Source organism: Bacillus safensis (genome assembly GCF_039619585.1).
Taxonomy (GTDB): Bacteria; Bacillota; Bacilli; order Bacillales; family Bacillaceae; genus Bacillus; species Bacillus safensis.
Genome location: NZ_CP154909.1, coordinates 1,252,916 through 1,271,203, shown reverse-complemented (window position 1 = coordinate 1,271,203; position 18,288 = coordinate 1,252,916). Strand labels below are relative to the sequence as shown.

At 41.7% G+C, this 18,288-nt stretch carries 19 protein-coding genes and 3 riboswitches; of the genes, 6 read left to right on the top strand and 13 right to left on the bottom strand.

From position 1 onward, the window contains the following. Positions 1-3: 3 nt before the first annotated feature. From queE to AAYR28_RS06440, 4 genes are all read right to left on the bottom strand, one after another. Complete coding sequence (gene queE / locus AAYR28_RS06455) at positions 4-735, bottom strand: 7-carboxy-7-deazaguanine synthase QueE (protein ID WP_034281545.1); 732 nt, start codon at positions 733-735, stop codon at positions 4-6. Then, entirely contained in the window at positions 728-1,168 is a 441-nt protein-coding gene (gene queD, locus AAYR28_RS06450) for a 6-carboxytetrahydropterin synthase QueD (protein WP_034281544.1), read from the bottom strand. The genes queE and queD overlap by 8 nt, the downstream gene beginning before the upstream one ends. Next, the gene (gene queC / locus AAYR28_RS06445; RefSeq protein WP_024424683.1) at positions 1,169-1,825 is read right to left on the bottom strand and encodes a 7-cyano-7-deazaguanine synthase QueC; all 657 of its coding nucleotides are present in this window, start codon (positions 1,823-1,825) and stop codon (positions 1,169-1,171) included. Between the two features lie 159 nt (positions 1,826-1,984). After that, positions 1,985-2,029: riboswitch (PreQ1 riboswitch) on the bottom strand. Between the two features lie 71 nt (positions 2,030-2,100). Then, positions 2,101-3,144 (bottom strand): YkvI family membrane protein, encoded by a 1,044-nt coding sequence (locus AAYR28_RS06440; protein ID WP_081124314.1) that lies wholly within the window; start codon positions 3,142-3,144, stop codon positions 2,101-2,103. Between the two features lie 244 nt (positions 3,145-3,388). Between AAYR28_RS06440 and AAYR28_RS06435 the strand changes: the two genes are divergently transcribed. The 3 genes from AAYR28_RS06435 to motB all read left to right on the top strand — a co-directional run bounded on the left by AAYR28_RS06435 (position 3,389) and on the right by motB (position 7,426). Further along, the gene (locus AAYR28_RS06435) at positions 3,389-5,491 is read left to right on the top strand and encodes an ATP-dependent Clp protease ATP-binding subunit (RefSeq protein WP_120207160.1); all 2,103 of its coding nucleotides are present in this window, start codon (positions 3,389-3,391) and stop codon (positions 5,489-5,491) included. Between the two features lie 377 nt (positions 5,492-5,868). Further along, positions 5,869-6,663, top strand: coding sequence for a flagellar motor stator protein MotA (gene motA, locus AAYR28_RS06430; RefSeq protein WP_024424680.1), 795 nt, complete (start codon positions 5,869-5,871; stop codon positions 6,661-6,663). Next, positions 6,656-7,426, top strand: a complete 771-nt coding sequence (motB, locus tag AAYR28_RS06425) for a flagellar motor protein MotB (RefSeq protein WP_034281540.1) — start codon at positions 6,656-6,658, stop codon at positions 7,424-7,426. The genes motA and motB overlap by 8 nt, the downstream gene beginning before the upstream one ends. A gap of 193 nt (positions 7,427-7,619) precedes the next feature. Here the strand turns inward: motB and AAYR28_RS06420 are convergent, their stop codons facing one another. Continuing rightward, on the bottom strand, positions 7,620-8,075 hold the full coding sequence (locus AAYR28_RS06420) for a MarR family winged helix-turn-helix transcriptional regulator (RefSeq protein WP_034281539.1): 456 nt from the start codon (positions 8,073-8,075) through the stop codon (positions 7,620-7,622). Positions 8,076-8,279: 204 nt separating this feature from the next. Here AAYR28_RS06420 and AAYR28_RS06415 point away from each other — a divergent pair, with 204 nt between their 5' ends. Continuing rightward, positions 8,280-9,785 carry an ATP-binding protein gene (locus AAYR28_RS06415; RefSeq protein WP_034281538.1) on the top strand — a complete coding sequence of 502 codons (1,506 nt, stop codon included), beginning with the start codon at positions 8,280-8,282 and terminating at the stop codon, positions 9,783-9,785. A gap of 46 nt (positions 9,786-9,831) precedes the next feature. Here AAYR28_RS06415 and AAYR28_RS06410 read toward each other — a convergent pair whose 3' ends face one another. The 6 genes from AAYR28_RS06410 to AAYR28_RS06385 all read right to left on the bottom strand — a co-directional run bounded on the left by AAYR28_RS06410 (position 9,832) and on the right by AAYR28_RS06385 (position 14,881). After that, positions 9,832-10,074, bottom strand: a complete 243-nt coding sequence (locus AAYR28_RS06410) for an aspartyl-phosphate phosphatase Spo0E family protein (protein WP_024424676.1) — start codon at positions 10,072-10,074, stop codon at positions 9,832-9,834. 300 nt (positions 10,075-10,374) lie between these two features. Next, the gene (locus AAYR28_RS06405; protein WP_034281537.1) at positions 10,375-10,905 is read right to left on the bottom strand and encodes a 1,2-dihydroxy-3-keto-5-methylthiopentene dioxygenase; all 531 of its coding nucleotides are present in this window, start codon (positions 10,903-10,905) and stop codon (positions 10,375-10,377) included. A gap of 16 nt (positions 10,906-10,921) precedes the next feature. Beyond that, on the bottom strand, positions 10,922-11,560 hold the full coding sequence (locus tag AAYR28_RS06400) for a methylthioribulose 1-phosphate dehydratase (protein ID WP_034281536.1): 639 nt from the start codon (positions 11,558-11,560) through the stop codon (positions 10,922-10,924). Beyond that, a complete protein-coding gene (locus AAYR28_RS06395; RefSeq protein WP_034281534.1) occupies positions 11,524-12,219 on the bottom strand; it encodes a 2-hydroxy-3-keto-5-methylthiopentenyl-1-phosphate phosphatase in 696 nt (231 codons plus the stop codon). The genes AAYR28_RS06400 and AAYR28_RS06395 overlap by 37 nt, the downstream gene beginning before the upstream one ends. Beyond that, on the bottom strand, positions 12,219-13,439 hold the full coding sequence (gene mtnW, locus AAYR28_RS06390) for a 2,3-diketo-5-methylthiopentyl-1-phosphate enolase (RefSeq protein WP_034281533.1): 1,221 nt from the start codon (positions 13,437-13,439) through the stop codon (positions 12,219-12,221). Before mtnW ends, AAYR28_RS06395 begins: the two co-directional genes overlap by 1 nt. Before the next feature lie 105 nt (positions 13,440-13,544). Continuing rightward, positions 13,545-13,646, bottom strand: a riboswitch (SAM riboswitch). Between the two features lie 44 nt (positions 13,647-13,690). Continuing rightward, complete coding sequence (locus AAYR28_RS06385; RefSeq protein WP_345808955.1) at positions 13,691-14,881, bottom strand: pyridoxal phosphate-dependent aminotransferase; 1,191 nt, start codon at positions 14,879-14,881, stop codon at positions 13,691-13,693. Between the two features lie 164 nt (positions 14,882-15,045). Further along, positions 15,046-15,203: riboswitch (SAM riboswitch) on the top strand. An 80-nt stretch (positions 15,204-15,283) separates the two neighbouring features. Between AAYR28_RS06385 and mtnK the strand changes: the two genes are divergently transcribed. Next, positions 15,284-16,477 (top strand): S-methyl-5-thioribose kinase, encoded by a 1,194-nt coding sequence (mtnK, locus tag AAYR28_RS06380; protein WP_098677367.1) that lies wholly within the window; start codon positions 15,284-15,286, stop codon positions 16,475-16,477. Positions 16,478-16,483: 6 nt separating this feature from the next. Further along, positions 16,484-17,545, top strand: a complete 1,062-nt coding sequence (gene mtnA / locus AAYR28_RS06375; RefSeq protein WP_098677351.1) for an S-methyl-5-thioribose-1-phosphate isomerase — start codon at positions 16,484-16,486, stop codon at positions 17,543-17,545. Positions 17,546-17,569: 24 nt separating this feature from the next. On the opposite strand, the gene AAYR28_RS06370 is transcribed toward mtnA, so the two are convergent. Both AAYR28_RS06370 and AAYR28_RS06365 read right to left on the bottom strand, forming a co-directional pair. Beyond that, entirely contained in the window at positions 17,570-17,707 is a 138-nt protein-coding gene (locus AAYR28_RS06370; protein ID WP_162860203.1) for a hypothetical protein, read from the bottom strand. 89 nt (positions 17,708-17,796) lie between these two features. Next, positions 17,797-18,288, bottom strand: coding sequence for a methylated-DNA--[protein]-cysteine S-methyltransferase (locus AAYR28_RS06365; protein WP_024426828.1), 492 nt, complete (start codon positions 18,286-18,288; stop codon positions 17,797-17,799).

Genomic DNA, 18,288 nt, shown 5'->3' with positions numbered 1-18,288 from the left:
TTTCTATACGCCTCGTTTATTTCCCCACAATAACGTGTGCAGCTGCGGCAGCACTCTTACGCGGTTTAAGTCTGGATCTTGCGCTACTTGATCGACAAGCGCTTCATATTTCTTTAATAAATGCGTCAATAAGTACGCATCATCAGCTGTCGTCGTGTCATCATTTCCTACCTGCAAATAAAAAGGAAGCTCAGGGTATTTTGCATGAACATCCTTCGCATACGCTAAGTCACGATCGTCAAAGATCACGACCTTCAGGCTAGCATGCTGCAACCTATTTCCGTTTTTCAGCTCATCTATAATACGTGTTAGTTTCGTAAAATCTGTTTTCATATTCGAGCTTGGCGGCTTAGGAGAAATGGTTAAATCATCAATTTTCAAAAACCATTCCTGATACATCGTCCCTTGTGTTTCAAGCGCTGTATCAATTCCCTCTTCATGCAGTAAATCAATGAGGGATTCCATTTGTTTTAAAAGGGCTGGGTTTCCCCCTGAAATGGTGACATGAGAAAAAGCCTGTCCGCCTATTCTTTTTAATTCTTTGACAATGTCTTCTGCCTCAAGCCACTGAATGTCATGCTTCGCTGAGCCATCCCATGTAAAGGAGGAATCACACCAGCTGCACGAGTAGTCACAGCCAGCCGTTCTGACAAACATGGTTTTTTGTCCAATGACCATTCCTTCTCCTTGAATGGTTGGACCAAAGATTTCTAATACAGGAATCGCTTTAGCCATTGATCTCAACTCGTTTCGGACGGTAAATGCAATAGCTTGTTGGTGTCTCTCTGACAAAGACCTGAACACATGCCGGCTTGTTCGCTAAAGTCGATAAATACGCTGCGACTTTGTCATGTACGGTCTTTGCTACCACCTCAGTGGTTGGCATCGCGTATCGATCGTTTGATGAGAATTCCTCATGATCATTGAGCAGCGTGTGATCGTACTGCCCATGAATGAGCTTTTTCAATGTACTGAAATTGACAAGGAATCCCGATTCATCTAGCTCGTCTCCCGCAATCGTGATATTGATGGTGTACGTATGACCATGAACACGGCTGCATGCGCCCGCATCTTCTCGCGGGATGAAATGGGCAGCAGAAACATGCATGTCTTTATTTAATTCAAATGAAAATGGATGATCGGTTTGTGGATAGATTTGAGAAAGCATTTATTTTGCCTCCTTCATTTCCATATAAGTGTCATAGCCATTTTTCCGCAGCTTACACGCAGGACATTCCCCGCAGCCATCAGAGATGATGCCGTTATAGCAAGTGAGCGTTTCATTTTTCACAAAATCCAGCGCGTTAAGCTCGTCTGCCAGCTTCCATGTTTCTGCTTTATTCAGCCACATCAGTGGTGTATGAATCACAAATGGTTTTTCCATTGCTAAATTCACTGTGACGTTGCAAGATTTCACAAACTCGTCACGGCAATCTGGATAGCCGCTAAAGTCTGTCTCACAAACACCTGTGATAATATGTCTTGCTCCAATTTGATACGCAAGAATAGAGGCGAAAGATAAGAACACTAAGTTTCTTCCTGGTACAAATGTGGAAGGAAGCTCTCCTTCTTTTTCCTCAATGTCAATGTCATCTCTTGTTAAAGCATTAGGTGCCAGTTGATTTAAAAGAGACATATCTAACAGATGATTCTTCACACCTAATTTGTCAGCGATTCTTTTGGCGACATCAATTTCTTCTTGATGACGCTGATTATAATGAAAGGTCACGGTTTCTACCTCTTCAAATTGTTGAAGTGCCCATAATAAACATGTCGTACTGTCCTGTCCCCCGCTAAAGACAACGACTGCTTTTTCATTTTTCATTTTCTGTTCTCCTCCTTTTGCAGATGAGTACAACCGTACAACACTGCATCTGAAAGGCTCCTGAAAACCCCTATTTTTCTCAAAAGAAAAGACACCTTTACATGTGTATGAGGTGTCCCAGCCATAAAAAATAAAAAATGCCACATCCAAGGATACGGCAAGTCCTTAGTTTTTTATAGAGGGTTTTGCTAGAACCTCTCCCGTCTTCACGGATTTTTGTTCAATTTTCACAGAGGATAGTGTACCACATATTTTTCATGCAGGCTATCCCTTCTTTACTTATCTAGCGGGGCAGGCACTTTTTTTAGACAAAGAAAGAGGATAAAAAAGATGCTGACATAGCCAAAAACCGGATAAACCGTTGAAATCAGTGTACCGTAACCAATTTTACTAATCACATAGCAGCATATGAGAATAAGGGATATCGTAAAGATGCTGTTCATTCGGATATATGCCCTCACTTGTCTCTCCAGCCCGTATAAATTGCCTATGACGGATGTAAAAACTTCACCGAAGATGACAAATAAATAAATGAGATGAATGGAGTTTGCGACTTGATACACTACCTGGGCCATTGGAATATCAAACGCCTCCAGCATATCTAATGAAGAAAGAGATAAGAAGCAAGCAAGCAAAATGAGTGTCAGCATGACGCCCCCAAGCACCGCTCCCTTTTTAATGACTGCTTCAGAGGTCATTTCATTTGCGACGGGTACTAACACTGCCTGTGACAGTGCTAAATTAAAGGCACCATATGACACGGCTGATAATATCCACTCGCCCTCACCCATTTGCAGCGCAAGAACATAACTTTCACTGCTGCTAAACACAAATGAATCAAGAAACACGATCATTGAAAAGAAAATCAGCATTGGAACGACAAGGACGTTGACTCCAAATAGCCCTTTTGAACCTTTAAATAGTACAATGACGCTCAGAATGATCGTCAAAAAGACCCCATATTCCTTCGATATGCCAAGCTGTTCTTCAAAAATAGCCCCTGCGCCTGAAATCATGACTGAGGTGACACCAAGTAAAATAAAAAACATGACAATATTAATATATCGACTCGCAGCTGCGCCAAATAAAAAACGGTTCATATCTTGATAAGATTCTGCTTCGATTCGTTTCGAAATCAGCATCATTTTTGCCCCAAGGCCAGTAAAAATAACACCGCTAATCAGGATTCCTAATAGTCCAATCCAGCCAAAACGAACAAAAAATTCTACGATTTCTTTCCCTGTCGCAAACCCAGCTCCAACCACTGTTCCTACATAAACAAAGGCAAGCTGAAAAGCGGATTCATTTGAACGTTTCATGTGACCCCTCCGCACCCATCACTTTCGATTGTCTCTTTTTTATCCTATGAGACAAGTTCCTTGAAAAGAAGGACAAACCATGATTAAATGCAAAAAAGGGTTTTTATTCCCCTTTGAGCAAAACAGTTGAAAGTCAAAATAGGTCAGAGTATACTATAGTCAAAGATGGTCAAACAATAGACCATTTTCTTTAACATTCATTGGTCAAATAAAGTCAAACTTTATTTTAAGGAGGTCATGGCAAATGCGTTGTCAACATTGTCAAGTAAATGAAGCAACTATTCGCCTGAATATGCAAGTAAATTCGTCCCGGAGCCAAATGGTTTTATGTGAAGACTGCTATACCTCTTTGATGGAGCAGTCAAAAATGAAAATGGGACCTCAGCTTTTTGGAGGAAGTTCATTCTTCTCTCAGGCAGCAAGTCATGCCCCAAACATGGAGCAGCCAAAGCAAAAAGGCTTACTCGATGAGCTTGGCCGTAACTTAACAGATGGAGCAAATGCTGGTTTAATTGATCCAGTCATTGGCCGAGATGAAGAAGTCGCAAGAGTCATTGAGATTTTAAATAGAAGAAATAAAAATAACCCTGTTCTTATTGGTGAACCAGGTGTTGGGAAAACAGCGATCGCAGAAGGACTCGCGCTCAAAATTGCGAGCGGCGATGTGCCAAATAAATTAAAGAACAAACAAATCTATTTATTAGATGTCTCCTCACTTGTCGCAAACACAGGTGTACGCGGTCAATTTGAGGAAAGAATGAAGCAGTTAATCAAAGAACTGCAAAGCCGTAAAAATATCATCTTATTTGTAGATGAAATCCACCTTCTTGTGGGCGCAGGATCTGCAGAAGGATCAATGGATGCTGGAAACATTTTAAAACCAGCCCTTGCAAGAGGCGAGCTGCAGCTAGTAGGTGCGACGACATTAAAAGAATATCGCCAAATTGAAAAAGATGCTGCACTCGAACGGCGCTTCCAGCCCGTTATCGTAGATGAGCCAACACAAGATGAAGCAATCGACATCTTAAAAGGCATTCAAGATAAATACGAGGCCTATCATGGTGTCACCTATTCAGATGAAGCAATCAAAGCGTGCGTTCAATTATCTTCGCGGTATATTCAAGACCGTCATTTGCCGGATAAAGCCATTGATTTAATGGATGAAGCTGGTTCAAAAGCGAACCTCTCCATTGATGCAGCAAGTGAAGATCAGCTGACAAACCGACTAGCGCAAATTGCCGCAGAAAAACAAGCTGCGCTAAAAGAAGAACAATATGAAAAAGCAGCGAAGCTTCGCGATGAAGAAGAAGCCATTGAAGCAAGACTTCAAAACAAAACAACTGAAAAAGAGCATATCGTTACAGCAGAGGACATTCAGGCCATTGTGGAACAAAAAACAGGCATTCCTGTCGGGAAACTCCAAGCAGACGAACAAACCAAAATGAAAGAAATTGACGTCCGTCTAAAAGCACGAGTGATTGGACAGGAACATGCGGTTGATAAAGTGGCGAAAGCCGTGAAAAGAAGCAGAGCTGGTTTAAAATCGAAACATAGACCAACAGGCTCCTTCCTTTTCGTTGGACCAACAGGTGTCGGGAAAACCGAATTGTCTAAAACGTTAGCTGAAGAATTATTCGGTTCAAGAGATGCGATCATTCGTTTAGATATGAGTGAGTACATGGAAAAACACTCTGTGTCCAAACTCATCGGTTCTCCTCCTGGTTACGTTGGACATGATGAAGCTGGCCAGCTGACTGAAAAAGTGCGCAGAAAACCATACAGCATCATTTTGCTGGATGAAATCGAAAAAGCACACCCAGATGTACAGCACATGTTCCTGCAAATCATGGAAGATGGCCGCTTAACAGACAGCCAAGGCAGAACGGTCAGCTTTAAAGATACAGTCATCATCATGACAAGTAACGCAGGCAGCGCAGATAAAACGGTCAAGGTCGGCTTTCAGTCTGATCAGGAAGAAGCGATTGAGGAACAATCACTCATTGATTCACTAAGCAGCTACTTCAAACCAGAATTTTTGAACCGTTTTGACAGCATCATTCAGTTTGAATCATTAGACAGAGATGATTTAGTGAAGATTGTTGATCTTCTGCTCAATGAGCTGTCAGAGCAATTAAAAGAGCAGAATTTAACAGTCCATGTCACAAATGAAGCGAAAGAAAAAATCGCAGAGCTTGGATATCACCCTGCATTTGGTGCTCGTCCACTTCGAAGAACCATCCAAGAGCACGTTGAAGACCAAATGACGGAGATCCTGCTTGAAGAGGAGCAGCTTTCTGGATTTACTGTGGATGTTGAACATGACGAAATCGTCGTAAAAAAAGGATAACTACATCTTCAGGATGATATGCATCTCCATCATGTTGCGGCGTCTAAGTTCCATCTGAACGACGACGCTCCCCCGCCTCTTTTCCTTTACGATAAAAGAAAAAGAGGTGGATCACATGATGAATTGGAGCTACGATCTTGTTAAAATCATGTATGAAGAAAAATTAAAAGAGCTGCTTCATTTAGATGAACCCGCTCAAAACGATTAAATGGAGACTCCCTTTATATGAGAGGGAGTTTTCTTTTTATGCAGATAGAAAGCGCTTTCGTCAAAAATTCTTCACAGAAAGTGTCTTAATTTTATATTCTGACTAAAACCCTTCTGGAACACACCGATATTAACTATAGAAAAAGATAGTTAAAGGATTTGGTGAGATAATGGACAAAACATCGTTAATTGGTATTATTTTAGCATTTATTGCACTAGGTGTCGGTATGGTTTTGAAAGGTGTGAGTCTAACTGCTCTTCTCAACCCGGCGGCTATATTAATCATCATTGTTGGGACGGTTGCAGCTGTTGTCATCGCATTCCCTTCTAGTGAAATTAAGAAAACACCAAAATTGTTCGGCAAAATTTTCAAAGACAGCCAGCTTCCAACGATTCAAGAAATGATCCCTCTATTTTCAAACTGGGCACAAATTGCGCGTCGTGAAGGTCTTTTGGCATTAGAAGCAAGTCTTGAGGAAGTCGATGATGATTTTCTAAAGAACGGGTTAAGCATGGCAGTTGACGGTCAAAGTGCTGAATTTATTCGAGACGTCTTAACAGAAGAAGTTGACGCCATGTCTGAACGACATCAGTCAGGTGCATTAATCTTTACACAAGCTGGTACATACGCTCCGACGCTAGGGGTACTTGGCGCCGTTGTCGGACTTATTGCCGCACTTGCCAACATGGGAGATATTGAAGCACTTGGACATGCGATCAGTGCTGCCTTCGTCGCAACACTGCTTGGGATTTTTACCGGATATGTGTTATGGCATCCATTTGCCAACAAACTGAAGCGTAAATCAAAGGAAGAAGTAAAGCTTCGTCTGATTATGATCGAAGGTATTCTTTCTGTTCTCGAAGGTCAATCTCCAAAAGTCATTGAACAAAAACTTCTTATGTACTTACCAGCAAAAGAACGTGCAAATCTTGTCATTGAAGAAGGAGAAAATCAAAATGGCTAGGAAACGTAAAAACCATGATCATGAAGACCATGTAGATGAATCTTGGCTTATCCCTTATGCCGATCTACTAACGCTTCTTCTCGCCCTCTTCATTGTGCTCTTTGCATCTAGTTCAATTGATGCGGCAAAATATGAACAGATGGCTAAGTCTTTTAATGTAGTTTTTACTGGCGGTACTGGTGTTATGGATCAATCCAGCATGCAAAGCACGGAAGAAACTGAAAACAGCAACCAAGTCAAGAAAGCAGCCGAGGAAGAGAAAGATGAAGAAGCCAAAGCAAAGGCTAGGGACCAAGCGGTTCTCACAAAGGTCAAAAAGCAGGTCGATTCATTCATTGCAAATAAAAAACTTGGTTCAAAGCTCGAAACAAAGCTTACAGATGAAGGTCTTCTCATTACGATTGAGGACAGTATCTTCTTTGACTCTGGACGGGCAGTTATTCGCCCTCAGGATGTCCCGTTAGCAAAAGAAATCTCAAAACTGCTCGTCATTAATCCTGCTCGTGACATTGTCATTAGCGGACATACAGATAATGTACCGATCAGAAATTCAGAATTTGAATCAAACTGGTATTTAAGCGCCATTCGCGCTGTGAACTTTTTAAATATTCTTCTTGAAAACAGCAATCTAAACCAAGAGAACTTTAGTACAAAAGGATACGGCGAATTCAAACCGATTGCCTCAAACGATACAGCAGAAGGCAGAAGTAAAAACCGGCGTGTAGAAGTACTCATTTTACCGATTGAGAAAAAAGCGAAATAAAAAAAGAAGCCAGCGGCTTCTTTACAGATTGTTGACAAAGGGCTAAAATGATCTCTATTTTAGCCCTTTGTCTTCTTTTCAGCGTGATAGAATACCTTTGCAGTCTAGGAACGAGCACCGGCACGCAGGACAGACAACTGAATGCGAGGGATTGCCTGCGCGCTGAAAAGGAAGCCAGCGGCTTCCTTTTTATTTATTCTTGATGATCATATAAATGCTTTGCACGCAGCCCTACATGTTTGAGCATATCGATGCAGGCATCTTTCTCTTCTTCGCTGAGGACACTGATCATCTCATGAATTTCTTTCGCATGATCTGGGAAGATGTCATCAAGCAAAGCTCGTCCCTGCTTGGTAATATGCGCAAATGTCACCCTGCGGTCTTCTGCACAAGCCTTGCGGCTGAGGAGTTCTTTCTTCTCCAATTTATCAACCACATACGTGATGCTGCCGCTTGCAAGTAAAATCTTATCACCGATTTGCTGAAGCGGCTGATCACCTTTATGATACAGCAATTCTAGCACAGCAAATTCAGTTGGATTCAGCCCGTGCTTCACAATATGTTTGTTCATGTGATGATTAATTGAGCGATAGGCACGTGATAATACAATAAATAGTTTCAATGATTTTTCAACATTATGATTTTCCATTTTTTATCATCCTTTATGAAATGCAACCCACTAATGTGACATTAATAAACAATAAGTAAAATGTCAACATTTTGATCCATCTTTAGCACGAAAATGAGACCAGAACGAATCACCTAATTTTTTAAAAATCACACAAGTCATCGTAATAAAGATAGGTTCAATGCTATAATAAGTCTATTAGGTAATACGTTGGAGCGATGAATGATGAGTATACTGAAAGGGTTTTGGAAGAAGATCAGGCTTTACCTTATTTTGGTCATGCTTCCAACCCTAATCATTAGTTATTTTATCTACGAAAAAGAAACTGAAAAAATCGATTTAAAGAACAAACAAACCGCTACACTTATGTTAAATATTCACAAAAATCAAATGAATTATTTAATAAGTGAAACAGAAGCGAGATTAACTTCCCTCGCCATGGGATTTGACCAGCCGCTTGAGACGAAAAAAGTACAAAACATCCTAGAGAAAATCTATAAACAAGAACCTCGTTTTTCAGGTCTGTATCTCCTAGACAAAAAAGGAAATGTAACAGCAAGCACCACCCCGTTAAAGGAAAAAATTAACCTATCATTCAGAGATTACTTTAAACGCATTCAAGTGACCAAGCAGACCGTGATCACAGACAACTATGTGAGCCGAATTACAAAACAGCGGATTCTCTCCATTTGTGTGCCTGTTCTCGATGAAAACGAAGAGGTCACCAATGTACTGATTGCCGCCATTCAAATTGATTATTTAAGAAATATTATGAATGTATTGAACCCTGATCTTCATTTTAAGATGCTGAATCAAAATGGACATGTCGTCTTTACAAGCGGTCCACAGCCAGTACCCGAGGGCGGCAGCACCGTGTCTACATATTTAGATGAAAACAGCTGGAAGCTGGAGGTCTTTCCGCAGCGTGCTTCAACAAGTGAAGTGCTGTCTGTGATGCTCATCCCTTTATCCAGTGCGTTTATTTTATTAAATATTTTATTCACACTCGTCCAATATATCGTGTTAAGGCGGCAAACTCAGCAGGAGCGTCATCAAAATGAAGCGCAAAAGCTTGAATTGATCGGAACACTCGCAGCAAGTACAGCACACGAAATTCGCAACCCATTAACAGGGATTAGCGGATTTATCCAGCTATTGCAAAAGAAGTATCATTCAGAAGAAGATCAGCTCTATTTTTCTGTCATCGAGGAAGAAATTAAACGGATCAACCAAATCGTCAGTGAATTTCTTGTATTAGGAAAACCAACGGCAGAAAAATGGCAGAATAACTCTGTAAAAGAAATTGTAAGTGAGATCATGCCGATCGTATTCTCTGAGGCAAATCTTTATAATGTCGAAGTGGATTTGCAAATCAATACGATTCAAGATGTCGGCGTGTATTGCACAAAGGATCATATTAAACAAGTTGTTTTAAATGTAGCAAAGAACTCTTTAGAAGCGATGCCAAACGGCGGTCATTTGAAGATTGTGATCGAAGCTGAAAAAGAACATGTCATCATTAAAGTAGAGGATACAGGTGAAGGCATACCGGAAGAGATGTTAAAGCACATCTTCCTCCCCTTTATTACATCGAAGGAAAAAGGCACAGGTCTTGGGCTTGTCGTGTGTAAACGAATCATTTCGATGTATGGCGGAACAATTGATATTCATAGCGAAGTGAATAAAGGAACGACTGTCATGATCATGCTTCCTTCTGCTCACTCAGCATAACTGAAGATGTCAGCCGGTTTTGCTTATGCAAGACCGGTTTTTCATGTCAATAAGAGGGGCGGTTCACAGATAAAAGACTCATTTGAGACACAAGATCATGAAAGGAGGGGGCAGATTGTTTCTCATGAAAAAGAAGATGCTGATACTCATTCATCAGGTTGTCCAGTTCTTGACTATATTTAATTGTCTTCTCACCAGTGTAACCTTCCACTTGAGCAGCTTCTACCATTTGTTTTCTCTTCTCATCAATGGACATCAGCAATTGTTCTTTCCTTACGTAAATATTCATGATCTCAGCTCCCGCAATGATTTCGACTGTCTATGTTCAAAATGATCCGACACCAAAATTATACTTTATTTGTAAATTAAATTAAATATGCTTATTTTATTTAATTTTTTACAGCCTAAAGACCTTTTACCCAATCAAATTTGGGGGTAAACTTCAAATTTGGACAGGACTGACACATTGATTAAACAGAATTTTATCCTATGCAGAAGATCAAAATCAACTATTTTCTTTCTCATTTTATGTCTAATTTCCTAAAAAAAAGCTGATCTTCCGCCTCATGCGGAATGATCAGCTCTATCATTAAACCGTTTCTTCCTCGTAAATCGGCACCCAGCCCTCAGTTGTGACAAATATGCGAACTGCGACCACTTTGCGATCCTCTTGAAGTGTAAAGTAATGACGAATGTTTGGCGGAACAGAAATTAAATCACCTGGATTCAATCTCACATCAAAAAAGACGCCATCCTTGCCTTGAATAGCAAAGATTCCGTGCCCGCTCACAATAAAGCGTACTTCGTCATCTGTATGGTGATGCTCACGTTTAAAGTTTTGGAGCAGCTCATCAAGATTTGGCGTGGCATCAGATAATGAAATGACATCCTGCGCTTTGTACCCTCTTTTTTCAGAAATACTTTGGATTTCCTTTTGGAAAACAGTCAAAATCTCTTCCTTTTCCTCATCGGTTAAATCATACTTTTCTGATAAACGGTTTGGCAGCTTTTCAATATCCCAATGCTCATAAATGACCCCTTGGTTTTCCAAATATGATGCTACCTCTTGCTCGCTTTCAAGTAATGTGTTCTCTTCATTATGAATCAAAATCGTCGCCATGTGTTTTTCCTCCTTTTTATCTTACAAGCTGCTGTTGATAAAGCGCTAATTTTAAGTGATAGCTAAATAAAAATTCATATGCTTCTAATACTCGTTTTGCTTCAAAGGCTGTTTTTCCCCAGACCGTAATGCCATGATTGCGAATGAGTACAGCACCAGATGACGCCTCTAGTGTCAGATGTTTGGCAAATTGCTCTGCAAGCTGCGGAATATGAGCTGGATTTTCAATAATCGGAATCGACACTTCTGCATCCTCTTCCCAATAACCAAGCGCTTTGATGATTTCGTTGCCTTTAAAACGAATCTCTCCCTTATCCCCATACAGCTCTGACATCACATTATTATCGATTGTATGGACATGGAGGCAGCAGCCTGCTTTCGTCCGTTCATATACGTACGTGTGAAGCAGTGTTTCAGCTGATGGTCTAAGCGGCTCGTTCGGATCATGGGGCTGGCCTGCCGCATTTACTAGCACAAAATCTTCGTTTGTTTCTTTTCGTTTATCTTTGCCGCTTGCCGTCACCAAAAACGTGATTGGATCATCCGACACCTTGATTGATAAATTACCGCTTGTTCCGAAAAACCAATCTCTTTGAGCCAGTTCACGTTTAACGTCTGCTAGCTCCTGCCAGCGTTTGCTCTTTGCGTCTGCCATTCCTTCACTTCCTTTATTTGAACAAATTGCGCTTGTAGATCAATAAATGTGTCATATTCCTTGTGTACGAGCCCGAGCTCTTGACATTCATTGAGCAAGTAGTCGCGCGCAAACGTAAGATCCGCATGCTTCGCCGCCTCCACATCAGTCACTGAATCTCCGATCATGATGATGAAGTCATCCTCATGAGTCAGCTTTCGAATGATTGAGGGCTTGCAGCATCCGCAGCCATTTTGACATTGCTTATCGCAGGCATGCGGCCATTCAATCTGAATATGGTCTTCCACAAATGATGCATGGTTGCAATAAATATCGTCTCGATCGACAATGCCTTCGAGGATGGGGTAGACAAAAAAGTCCATCCCCCCGCTAAGTACATAGAAAGGAATATCTGATTTTTTTACCTCATCGACAAATTGCTTAAATCCTTCTCGAATCTCTGTATCCTCTAAAATAAATGATTGAATGGCATCCTTCTGATCACTTTTCAGTAATTGAAACATCTGCCCGACGCCTTCTTGAATGGTGATTTCCTTTGACAGGACACCATCCTTCAGCTTCGTCCATTCACTTGGTGCAAACTGTTTCATGATGCGGATGATATTATCATTTTTTGTAATTGTTCCATCAAAATCACAGCATACAATTGGTTTTTTCATTATTCTGCTACCCTTCCCCAAAGATCAAGTGCGGCTTTTAAGTCTTGGCAGGAAGCCGCCTTATCTTGGATGGACTCTTCATGTATCACGGCATCAATGATCGAACGAAATGCCTTCCCTCCTCCAATGGCTCCCCGCGGATGTCCGTGAATGCCTCCACCTGCATTTATCACATGATCAATTCCAAAATCTTTGATCAATACTGGTACCATTCCTGGATGAATGCCTGCTGACGGGACAGGGAATGTTTTTTGAACCGTATCCTCTTTTACGCAAGCTTCATAGATTCCAAAGGCATCTTTTTTCGAAAGAGCAACCGACCCATAAGGTGAGGGAAAGAGGCTCAAATCAGCGCCAGCATATCGATTTAATTTGCCTAAAAGAAGAGAATGCGAGAATCCATATTCAGGAGAGGATGTCAAAGCACCACTCACAGCGGGATGCGCCATAATCGGCAGTGGAATGTCTGGGTCCTCAGCTAGGCTTTGCATGACATCAAGGCCGTATGCAAAGACATTGAATAAGAGCGCATCTGCCCCAAGTTCAGCGGCCTTTCTCGCTCGATCCTTCAGGTCAAAGGTTCTGCCCGTTAAATTGACAGCATACAGTGTGCGGTGTCCTGTTTCTTCATAGGTTTCTTTTAAAATCGCTTTTCCTTCTTTGATTCGCTCTTCAAAAGGGGCTAATGGACTTTCGAATAAAATTTCATCGTCTTTGATGAAGTCAACCCCGCCTAATGCCTGTAAGCGGAGCTGCTCTTTTAAATCCTGCATATCACGGCCGATAACGCCTTTAAAAATACTCATCAATAATGGACGATCAAACACATTTACCTTTTTTCGTATGCCATCAATTCCAAATACAGGTCCTGGCAGGCTTTTTTTAAATTCTTCAGAAAATTGGATATCGACTAGCTTCACTTTTCCGTCTAGTGAAAGCTTTCCAAAAATCGTCGTAAAAACAGCTGGTAAATCAGCTGAAAAGTTTGCCTCAGGATAAGCAATGGTCACCTCTGATTGATAAAGGCCATTTTCGGCTGGAACAGCCTTTTCTAATACTTTTTCAACTCGGCCTTTATGCTTTTGAAGCTGCTCCTTTTTGAGCTGCGGCAAATCCGTCCATGATCCAACTGTTAAACCAAGCGCGATCTGCTCCGCTTTTCGATTTATTTGTTCATCCTCTCGATGTGTTAATACGTATGTTGCCAGTAATTCACTCACTAGGAATCCCCTTTCGATTGCGTCATGCATATGTTCAATAAAAAAACCTCTTCAAGTGCTTCATGAGCGCCTTAAAGAGGTTGTTTCGTGTCATTCATCCGAAGAATCTTATCTCTCAGCGCTTGCTGCAAGAATTAGCACCGTGCTTCATGGAAGTCGGTTGCCGGGCTTCATTGGGCTAGTCCCTCTGCCTACTCTTGATAAGAATATTCAATTTTCTTAAATATTGCCTGAATTATCGCACCATTTTTTTATGTTGTCAATGGCTTTTTTTCAAACAGCTTCAAAGCAGCGATGCGCTGAGCGGCTTCTTGTAATCGCTCCTCACTTGTTAGAAGCCCTACTCTCACGTACCCTTCACCGTGAGCACCAAAGCCATTGCCTGGCGCAACAACAACATGTGCCTTCTCTAATAATAAGTCAGAAAAGGCTTCAGATGTATATCCTTCCGGCACCTTTAACCAAGCAAAAAATGAACCCTTTGGTGCACTGACTTCCCAGCCAATTTCTTTGCAGGCAGCCATCCACACATTCCGCCTTTTCTCATATCCATCATTTTGCACCTGCACGCACGTTTGATCGCTTAATAGCGCTTCCGCTGCTGCATCTTGAGTGGCTTTAAACAGCGAGACAAACAGATGATCCTGATAAAGCTCAATTGCTTCAATAGCAGATGAATTTCCGGCTGCAAATCCTACTCTCCACCCTGCCATATTGTACGTTTTAGATAATGTGTAAATTTCTATTCCCGTCTCTTTCGCTCCCTCTACTTGCAGAAAGCTGAGCGGCTTTTCTCCATCAAATCCAATGCCGCCATATGCAAAATCATGGACTACACATAGCTCGTGATCTTTCGCAAATGTAACGGTTTCTTCAAAAAATGAACGGCTTGCCGTAGCCCCCGTCGGATTGTTGGGGTAATTTAAGTACATTAATTTTGCCTTTTTCTTATCATCCTCAGGCAGCAAATCGTAGTCAGGTAAAAAATCATTTTTTTCAAGAAGTGGCATGGTTACCATATGCGCTCCAGCAAGCACAGCGCCTGACCAATAATCAGGATAGCCAGGATCAGGGACAAGAAGCGTATCACCCGGATTCAGCAGGCATTGCGGCAGCTCAACAAGCCCTGCTTTCCCGCCAAATAAAATCGCAATTTCCGTCTTTGGATCAAGTGTGACGCCATATTCTCTTTCATAAAAAGCGGCAGCAGCCTTTTTTAATTTCGCTGTTCCACGGAATGAGGAGTATTGATGATTTTCAGGGTTTGCTACCGCTTTCTGCATGGCTTTTACAATGTGCGGAGGAGTTGGCTGATCAGGATTTCCCTGCCCCAAATTAATGATATCTGCCCCTTCCTGCACTTTTTTCTGCACCTTTTGGACAAGGGACGCAAAAAATTGTTTCGGTAATTGTTTCAACACATCTGATTGCTGGAATTCCATTTCTTCACCTTCTATTCAAGTTACGTGACAATACAATCACTGTAATGGATTGTTTTATGAATTGTAAAGCAATTTTGAAAAAAGATTGACATGTAAAGCAACGCTCTGATAATATCTTGAATTAAGAAATGCAAACAGACACGAAACAATTACATATTGATTTCTCTTATCGAGAGTTGGGCGAGGGATTTGGCCTTTTGACCCCAACAGCAACCGACCGTTAATACCACTGTGAAGTGGGGCGCAGCAAGTAACGCGCCAAGACAATTGTCTTATAGGGCACGGTGCTAATTCCATCAGACGTATGTGCTGAGAGATAAGAGAGGCTTTGAGCATACACACCATCAAGCCTCTTTCTCTCAGGAGAAAGAGGCTTTTTTATATGATTTGGAGGGGAAGCAATTGGTTACACTTACGGCATCATATGAAGAACTAACAGAAAGCTCGGCAGTTGCACTCGCAATTAGACTTGGTTTGATCCAAGAAAGCAGTCATTTGACATGTACTGAAATTGGTGACGGGAATTTAAATTACGTCTTTCATATTTATGATCACAAACAAGAAAAAGGATTGATCATCAAGCAGGCCCTGCCTTATGCAAAGGTGGTTGGGGAGAGCTGGCCGCTTACATTAGACCGGGCAAGAATTGAAAGTGCCGCCCTGATCAAGCAGTCAGAATATGCGCCGCATCTCGTACCAGCAGTCTATTATTCAGATACAGCTCTTGCAGTGACAGCCATGGAGGATCTCTCTCACTTAGAAATCGTCAGAAAAGGGCTAATTGCCGGAAAACAATATCCGCATTTATCTGATCATGTTGGAGAATTTTTAGGAAAAACACTTTTTTACACATCTGACTTTGCTACAAATCCTAAAATCAAAAAACAATTTGTGAAGCAATTTACGAACCCTGACCTGTGTGATATTACAGAAAAACTCGTCTTCACAGACCCTTTCTTTGATAGTGAAACAAATGACTTCGAAGAAGAATTAAGAGAATCAGCAGAAGCGCTTTGGAAAGATCTTGAAGTGCAGGCCAAAGCAGCAGAATTGAAGCGTATCTTCCTAACATCAGCTGAAACGCTGGTTCATGGTGATCTTCATACAGGCAGTATTTTTGCAAATGAGACTGAAACGAAAATCATTGATCCAGAATTCGCGTTTTACGGTCCCTTTGGATTCGATATCGGCCACTTTATCGCCAATCTGTTCCTGAATGCTTTATCTCGCGAGAATGAACACGAGCAGCAGCACCTTTTTGACCATGTCGTCAATGTATGGGCAACCTTCAAAGAAGTGTTCACAAAAGCTTGGAAAGAGGACAGCATTGAAGCGTTTAGTGTATCGGACAGCTTTTTAGAAACAACCTTTGACCGGATTTTAAAAGAAGCGACAGGCTTTGCCGGCTGTGAGCTTGTCCGCCGAACAATCGGTCTTGCTCATGCCGCTGATCTTGATGCGATTCCATCACCAACTAGACGGATTCAGCAGAAAAAAGCAGCACTGACACTTGGAAAAACATTTATCAAACAATATCATACAGTGGAAACAGCGTCTGATCTCGTCGCATTATTCCAGCCATCTGTAAAGGAGTGACGGGTTTTGTCAAAAGAATTTGAAGTCCCCCGTTCTGTCGAATGGGAAGAAAACCGTATTCACATTTTAAATCAGCAAAAATTACCGGCCGCAACCGTATTTGAGCATTTATATACAAAAGAAGATGTGTATGATGCGATTGTGTCATTAAAAGTACGCGGAGCGCCTGCGATTGGCATTACAGCAGCTTTTGGGCTGGCGCTTAGTGCGCAAGCCATTGAGACAGAAGAAATGGATGTGTTTAAACAAGAAGTCATTCGAATCAAAGAATATTTATACAGTGCTCGTCCAACCGCTGTGAACCTCGCCTGGGCATTAGACCGGCTGCTTCAGCGCATTCAGCGTGCAGCATCAGTGAATGCAGCCAAAACCGACCTTGTCCATGAAGCCATTCAAATTCAAATTGAAGATGAAGAAACATGCAGACAAATCGGTCAAAATGCACTTCAGCTCTTTAAATCAGGTGACCGTATCATGACCATTTGTAATGCAGGCTCCATCGCAACGAGCCGGTACGGAACAGCCCTTGCTCCCTTTTATTTAGCCAAAAAGAAAAATCTTGATCTTCACATTTATGCATGTGAAACACGCCCTGTTCTTCAAGGCGCTCGTCTGACAACATGGGAGCTCATGCAAGGCGGCGTGGATGTGACGCTCATTACAGATAACATGGCAGCCCATACGATGAAGGAAAAGCAAATTTCTGCTGTCATTGTTGGAGCTGACCGTATCGCCCGTAATGGAGATACAGCGAATAAGATTGGAACGTTAGGTCTTGCTGTTCTAGCCAAGCATTTTAACATTCCGTTTTTTGTAGCAGCACCGCTTTCAACCTTTGATGTATCCACCCGCGACGGGTCAGATATTCCAATTGAAGAGCGCGACCCGCTGGAAGTAAAGGAATTAAACGGCGTCCCCATTGCACCGCCTGATGTTCAGGTATTCAATCCCGCCTTTGATGTCACTCCTCATCATCTTATTTCAGGCATCATTACAGAAAAGGGAATTATCACATCGAACTATGCAGAAGAGATTGATGCTCTTTTCGCCGAAAGCATCTCTCAATAATCGCAAAAAAGCGCCGTGTTCTTGTCATTTAAGAGCACCGCGCTTTTTTGTTTCTTGATTCGTTTTTGTTAAGATTTCTTTTTTTTGTTCTTCTGTCAAAACGTTCATTTTGACACATAGTGACGTAACGGCATACATTTTGCCTTTTTTGCCCCAAAACATGCCAGCGCCCTCCTTTTTCCCTCAACCAACTTTTTTAGCTTAATAAAAGGATATGTCGCTTGACAAACATTTGGAACAGGTCAATCGATTTATTTTTGAACAAATGGGATGCCTTCTAATTCAAGGAGGACCGCTTTCATGTCTGTCTTCGATCCTGCATAGCCCGTCAGAGACCGGTCTTTTCCAATCACCCTGTGACACGGGATAAAAATAGGTAATGCATTTCGTCTGTTAGCTTGTCCGATGGCTCTTACAGCCTTTGGATTGCCAATCGCTTCTGCAATGTCTGCATAGCTTTTTGATTCACCATATGGTATGGCCGACAATGCTCCCCACACCTGCTCTTGGAACGGAGAACCTGTTTGGTTAAGCGGGAGATCGAATATTTGACGCTCACCCTTGAAATATTCATCTAGCTGTTTTTTCGCTTCTTGTAAGACAGGCGTATCTGCTTGCTTTAGATTCGCTGCCTGCTTTTTTGCTAAAAACGGTTCATCATCAAACATCACCTCGATGATGGCACCATCCTTTTCTAGTATGTATAATTCCCCGATGGGTGCGTGATAGACGGTATAATACAC

Excerpts from the sequence above, each read along its gene's own strand:
- queE (WP_034281545.1), bottom strand. The coding sequence starts at position 735 with ATGGCTAAAGCGATTCCTGTATTAGAAATCTTTGGTCCAACCATTCAA.
- queD (WP_034281544.1), bottom strand. The coding sequence starts at position 1,168 with ATGCTTTCTCAAATCTATCCACAAACCGATCATCCATTTTCATTTGAA.
- queC (WP_024424683.1), bottom strand. The coding sequence starts at position 1,825 with ATGAAAAATGAAAAAGCAGTCGTTGTCTTTAGCGGGGGACAGGACAGT.
- AAYR28_RS06440 (WP_081124314.1), bottom strand. The coding sequence starts at position 3,144 with ATGAAACGTTCAAATGAATCCGCTTTTCAGCTTGCCTTTGTTTATGTA.
- AAYR28_RS06435 (WP_120207160.1), top strand. The coding sequence starts at position 3,389 with ATGCGTTGTCAACATTGTCAAGTAAATGAAGCAACTATTCGCCTGAAT.
- motA (WP_024424680.1), top strand. The coding sequence starts at position 5,869 with ATGGACAAAACATCGTTAATTGGTATTATTTTAGCATTTATTGCACTA.
- motB (WP_034281540.1), top strand. The coding sequence starts at position 6,656 with ATGGCTAGGAAACGTAAAAACCATGATCATGAAGACCATGTAGATGAA.
- AAYR28_RS06420 (WP_034281539.1), bottom strand. The coding sequence starts at position 8,075 with ATGGAAAATCATAATGTTGAAAAATCATTGAAACTATTTATTGTATTA.
- AAYR28_RS06415 (WP_034281538.1), top strand. The coding sequence starts at position 8,280 with ATGAGTATACTGAAAGGGTTTTGGAAGAAGATCAGGCTTTACCTTATT.
- AAYR28_RS06410 (WP_024424676.1), bottom strand. The coding sequence starts at position 10,074 with ATGAATATTTACGTAAGGAAAGAACAATTGCTGATGTCCATTGATGAG.
- AAYR28_RS06405 (WP_034281537.1), bottom strand. The coding sequence starts at position 10,905 with ATGGCGACGATTTTGATTCATAATGAAGAGAACACATTACTTGAAAGC.
- AAYR28_RS06400 (WP_034281536.1), bottom strand. The coding sequence starts at position 11,560 with ATGGCAGACGCAAAGAGCAAACGCTGGCAGGAGCTAGCAGACGTTAAA.
- AAYR28_RS06395 (WP_034281534.1), bottom strand. The coding sequence starts at position 12,219 with ATGAAAAAACCAATTGTATGCTGTGATTTTGATGGAACAATTACAAAA.
- AAYR28_RS06385 (WP_345808955.1), bottom strand. The coding sequence starts at position 14,881 with ATGGAATTCCAGCAATCAGATGTGTTGAAACAATTACCGAAACAATTT.
- AAYR28_RS06370 (WP_162860203.1), bottom strand. The coding sequence starts at position 17,707 with ATGTTTTGGGGCAAAAAAGGCAAAATGTATGCCGTTACGTCACTATGT.